The organism is Bythopirellula sp., assembly GCF_041737835.1.
Lineage (GTDB): Bacteria > Planctomycetota > Planctomycetia > Pirellulales > Lacipirellulaceae > Bythopirellula.
Genome location: NZ_JBGSQY010000003.1, coordinates 1 through 4689 on the forward strand (window position 1 = coordinate 1; position 4689 = coordinate 4689).

A 4689-nucleotide genomic window follows, 5' to 3' on the forward strand; every position below is an offset into this window, starting at 1 on the left:
ATGACGACGGTTGTCGTCGTTGGTGACCGCCGCATCGTAACGGCCACGCACGAGAGGCAGTACACGCGTCCCCTGCGACGGCTTGGCGGCGAACAAATTGGTGAACCAAGCGAACAAGGCTTAATCGGCTCCCGGTGGAACTAGCTTGTTGAACGACAGACCACGACGTTTGGATTTGGCCGCTTGCTTGGAGGCGAGGTATTTGTCGGCCTCGATTTGGTCGGCCAGCTTGTGCTGTTCGACGCTGCCGGCGTCGCCCGAGGCCTTGGCTGGCCCTTGGGCGTTTTGGCGAATCGCGTCGTCGAGGTTCTCGGCCATAAAGTCCGGCTTCCAAAACAAGTGTGAGTGTGCCCGCCTATCTGTAGACCTACCCGGTTCGCCGCAGAATTGACGGAAAAAATATGTAGCAACCCAAGATCGTGCTACATGTAGCAATTACTCTCTAATACATTTGAAGAGCGTACTTTGACTCAACTAGCGACTTGAATAAGACTTTCTCTTGGAAGAGAATACGACAACACTTCAATTTGCTTCGCTGAAAAACCACTGCTATCTGTGGGATATAAAAATGGAGCGATCCACGACATCAGGTGTACATAATGGACGCAGTTGATTTTTTGAACAGTGATACCGTCGATTTGCCCAAGACACGGATCGGAGCATACACGGACTTCGTGGATCATCTCTTGGATGAATATCAAAACCAAATAAACCGTGTGGTAAAAAGAAGGTTTATTGATCGAGCAATTTCAAACGAATTAAAGCGAGTTGTTCCGCTATCCAACGCTGTTCGTGAAGTAGTAAAAATGGTAATCGGGGGTGACAGGACATCAGCGTACAATCGACTTGATACGGCATTGCATGAACTTGGTCCGCACTTGCGGGCACTCATGCCGTCCGGAGATATGTCACAGTTCGTTAACCCCATGTACCGATTTCGGCCTGCTGGACAATCAACATTCTACAAGGGTGACTTATTTCACATATCGTTCGACCTTCGTCATATCGTTAAGCCAATGCGTTACAGTGTCGCTGGGCTACCATCTCTTTATCTTGGGGGCAGCACTCATGTTTGTTGGAGAGAGTTGGGAGAACGCAATTTGGCGACAATTGCAGTTTCGAGATTTGAGGCAGTCGCGAATACTAACTTGAAAGTTCTAAACTTTGGCCACAGACTTCCGGTGTTAGCGTCTTACGTGGCAAAGGTCCCCGGAGACTTTAACGGACCGACGCCGGCAGCAGCGATGATCGCTGCAAATGTTGCCTGCTGGCCCTTGATCGCTGCTTGTTCTGTTCGTGTACCTGACGCAAAAGCAACAGAACGCCCAGAATATCTTGTTCCGCAATTGATGCTTGAATGGATCACACGAACACATCAATTCCACGGAATTCGATATTTCTCAACGCACTATAGCGAGTATCCTGACGATCCAAAGACCTACATGAACTATGTGTTTCCTGCGAAATCCAACTCGGCAATAGGATATTGCAGCGAACTATGCCAATTATTCAAAATGACCGATCCTGTATCATGGTCAGTTGCAAAGAATGCACCAATTGCGAATGTGAAGCGACCGAAATACAAGACTCGGGAAGTGCTGGACATGGCCTTGGAGTCAGAATTTGGTCGCGCGGAGGACGGTCTATTGGGAATGTCAGTCGATTGGTTGCCTAGTTGTCCGGATGAGCATTTATTGGCTCTTCGCTCACGCGTTCAAATGCAGGCTTATAAATTATGGGAAGATGAGGGGCATCCTCATGGTCGGGATCAAGAACATTGGTTCCAAGCAAAAGCCGATCTTGGAATTCCAATGGACCTGCTTATTTAGCTCTACTAGATGCATCTATGAACCACTTCAACCACGTTACGAGTTTCTAGTTGACTCATAAGTTACAAGCTTGCGACCGCAATGGCGGCATTCCTTGCGGCGGCGAATGCGACCGTCACTCAGAGGTTCGGTGTGCGTGGTGTAGAAATGGCGGCAACCACACGCCAGGCATTCGATTCCGCGTTGGGAGGACGACGGTTTTTTCATCCACTGCGCCTCCGCTGAAGTTCGGCGAAGCTCACTCGTTCGCGTTTCAGATTCGCCACATTGCCGCCCGAGTCGGCCAAGACTGAACCTTGAATCGAGGCGGCGACGGCGCAGCCCACCAAGCAATCGAACCAGTGGTTGTCACCTCGCTCGGGCCGCTGCTTCCATTCGTCCACCGTTCGGCCACGCCCTTCGGTTCGCACGCGATACTCGGCGGTGAGCTGTTCGGCCAACAGACGATGCTGATCCGGATTCTCACCGAATAACGAAAGACACCCTCGGTCGCCCATCGTCACGGCCAGCCGAGCATGCACGAACGTCTTCCAGTAGTTGGTGTCGTAAACCGCATGCCGCACGGCGCGCTTGCCGGCGACATTGGGCATCCGCCAGTTGTGACCAACGCGGTCGCCCGGTCGGCGTTTGTAGTCCGAGAATGGCTGGCTCGATGCGCCGACAAAGCGGCCGTGGCTCGGGAGAATGATTCCCGCATGGGCCGATTGCCGGCAGAACTGATAAACCACATCGGTGCTGGAACCCCAGTTGGCATCGATGAGGCAACGCTCGACGCGCAGCATCGCCCCATCATCACGTCGCCATTCACGACCGAGATAGGACGTGGTCAACTTCTCGAGGCCGGCGTAGATCGATCCCTCGACACCGGAAGCTTTGGTTATGGTGGCCAGCGTGTGCCGCGCATCGCGGAGCGTAAAGTACGGTCGCTGCTGGTCCGGGAAAGTGCCGTAATCAATCACATAGCCCGTGAAATTGTCCTCCCAAGCCGCCACGACATAGAACAACAACGCCTGCTGGACATCGATGAACATCGTCAGATGGTTACAGCCGATCGGAACGATCCCGCGGGCGATCCGATTGACCTTGGCCGCGATCTGGTCGGCTGTTAGTTCGTCGTCGCCCGGCGTTTCCACGGGCAACGGCTCGTTTTGATAGTTGGCAAAGAACGCCGCTTCATCCTGAAGCCGCAAATTCATCGCGTGCTGAATGGCCGATAGCTCGTCATGATTGAAACGTTCGGGCCAAGCAATCTGGGCCCCAGCGTCCATCTCTTCGCGGTTCGCGGCATAGAACTCCGTGGCCAAATGATGATCACCGCAGGCGCGCAGGCTTTCGGCACGCAGTTCTCCATACCGTTGCCACATTTTTTCATCGGTCGGGAAGGCGTAGACCAGCTTCGTCCGCTGGCCGTTCCAGTCCGGATGTTTGTCGCGAGAGAGAATGTTGTCCGCCATGTCGCTCGGGCGAATCACCGTGCAGGGCATGATGCCCGAGATCTTCTTGCCGGGTCCAGCGAGACCGAGGATCGCTCCTGCCAAGATGCCTTCGCGGGTGGCACATTGCGATAGCGAGCGCGCCGATTCGTCGGTTTGCGGATCGTCGATTACCACGAGCGTGGGCCGCACAGTTCGGCCATCGGACCGTTTGTATTTCATGCCGCGAATGCGGCCTGTGATCCCGGCCACCTTAATAATGGCTCCGCTCGCTTTGCTGCCTGGCATCGTCGGCAATACGATCTCGCGGGCCGTCCAGCCGATGTGCGTTCGTTCTTCCTTGTAGAGTTGCCCGTTGCAGCGGTTGGCGATCCCATCGAGCGCCTGAATCGGATAGACGACTTCAGGATAGTCATCGAGCAGCAGATCATTACCGTCGAGTTCCATCTTGATCGACTCGAGCATGTCCATCGCGTGGCCTTCGTCGCTGCCGATTAGACAGACGAATTCACGATGGCCATTGAGTACGGCCCAGATGCAAGCACATTCGCAGATTGTCGTCTTGCCGCTGCCGCGCGGCATGGCCATCGCAAAGAGCCCGCCCTGCAGCACGGCCTGCTCGATCATCTTGATAACCTTGATGTGATCGGGCGACCACGCCAGATGAAACGTCAGCGGGAAATACGAATCACAGAAGAACCGAAAGTCGGCAGCCGCTTGCGATTTGCGTTCTGGATTCACGACCGCCGGCAAGTCGCCGATGTCGCGCCCAGCGAGCGCAATCGCGGCGTTGCGGGCGCGAGCGCGGTCTTTGAGTTTTTCGTAGGGATCGCCGGTCACCTCGGTTTTAGGTGCATGGCGGAGTTCGACCAACCACGCCGTGTAGCGCAGCAGGTCGACGTGCCGTGCGTCACCGATCCGCAGACCAGCTCGAGTGCGATGGCGATGTAGTTGCCGTTCATTCAGAACTTCGCCCAGCGTCGTGGAGTTTAATAAACGGCAGAGTTCACTGGGACGCAGTTTGCGCGGGTCATTGGCCATGTGCTTCCTCCCCACTGCGATTCATCTCTCGCACCAACCACGCGGCATAGCGAACCAAGTTCAGCGTGCCATCGGCATTGGCCGGCGCACCGGCGCTCACATCAGCGCGGAGCAGCGCCTCGGTAATCGGCTGGCCGCCAACTTTCGTCAAGAGTTTGGCCGCATCTGGCAACGACAGCGCCGCAGGATTGATCGGTTTTCGGGATGGTTCGTCCGTCATAGTTTCGGTTGCCCTAAAACGTCGGAAAAAAGCTGAGAAATTCTGCTGAAGATTCCCGCACAGCGCTTGCTGCGGGGCGTAATTCCTGGCTCATGTGTGTGTGTCGGAACGAATTACGCCACCACCAACCACCGGAGAACGAACGATGACTAGCCAAGACGACTTC

At 55.0% G+C, this 4689-nt stretch carries 5 protein-coding genes; 1 reads left to right on the forward strand and 4 read right to left on the reverse strand.

Annotated elements, in window-relative coordinates; all coding sequences use genetic code 11:
* Nucleotides 1-120: 120 nt before the first annotated feature.
* Nucleotides 121-318 (reverse strand): hypothetical protein, encoded by a 198-nt coding sequence (locus AC6T8Q_RS01430; protein ID WP_500677395.1) that lies wholly within the window; start codon nucleotides 316-318, stop codon nucleotides 121-123.
* Nucleotides 319-599: 281 nt separating this feature from the next.
* Between AC6T8Q_RS01430 and AC6T8Q_RS01435 the strand changes: the two genes are divergently transcribed.
* Nucleotides 600-1829, forward strand: a complete 1230-nt coding sequence (locus AC6T8Q_RS01435) for a DUF2934 domain-containing protein (RefSeq protein ID WP_500677396.1) — start codon at nucleotides 600-602, stop codon at nucleotides 1827-1829.
* A gap of 36 nt (nucleotides 1830-1865) precedes the next feature.
* Here the strand turns inward: AC6T8Q_RS01435 and AC6T8Q_RS01440 are convergent, their stop codons facing one another.
* Genes AC6T8Q_RS01440 through AC6T8Q_RS01450 form a run of 3 tightly spaced genes read right to left on the reverse strand, consistent with a single transcriptional unit; the run spans nucleotide 1866 to nucleotide 4523 of the window.
* On the reverse strand, nucleotides 1866-2036 hold the full coding sequence (locus AC6T8Q_RS01440) for an NrdR family transcriptional regulator (protein WP_500677397.1): 171 nt from the start codon (nucleotides 2034-2036) through the stop codon (nucleotides 1866-1868).
* Nucleotides 2033-4303: a terminase gpA endonuclease subunit gene (locus AC6T8Q_RS01445; RefSeq protein WP_500677398.1), complete on the reverse strand. Its 2271-nt coding sequence runs from the start codon at nucleotides 4301-4303 to the stop codon at nucleotides 2033-2035. Before AC6T8Q_RS01445 ends, AC6T8Q_RS01440 begins: the two co-directional genes overlap by 4 nt.
* A complete protein-coding gene (locus AC6T8Q_RS01450; RefSeq protein ID WP_500677399.1) occupies nucleotides 4293-4523 on the reverse strand; it encodes a hypothetical protein in 231 nt (76 codons plus the stop codon). Before AC6T8Q_RS01450 ends, AC6T8Q_RS01445 begins: the two co-directional genes overlap by 11 nt.
* Nucleotides 4524-4689 lie beyond the last annotated feature (166 nt).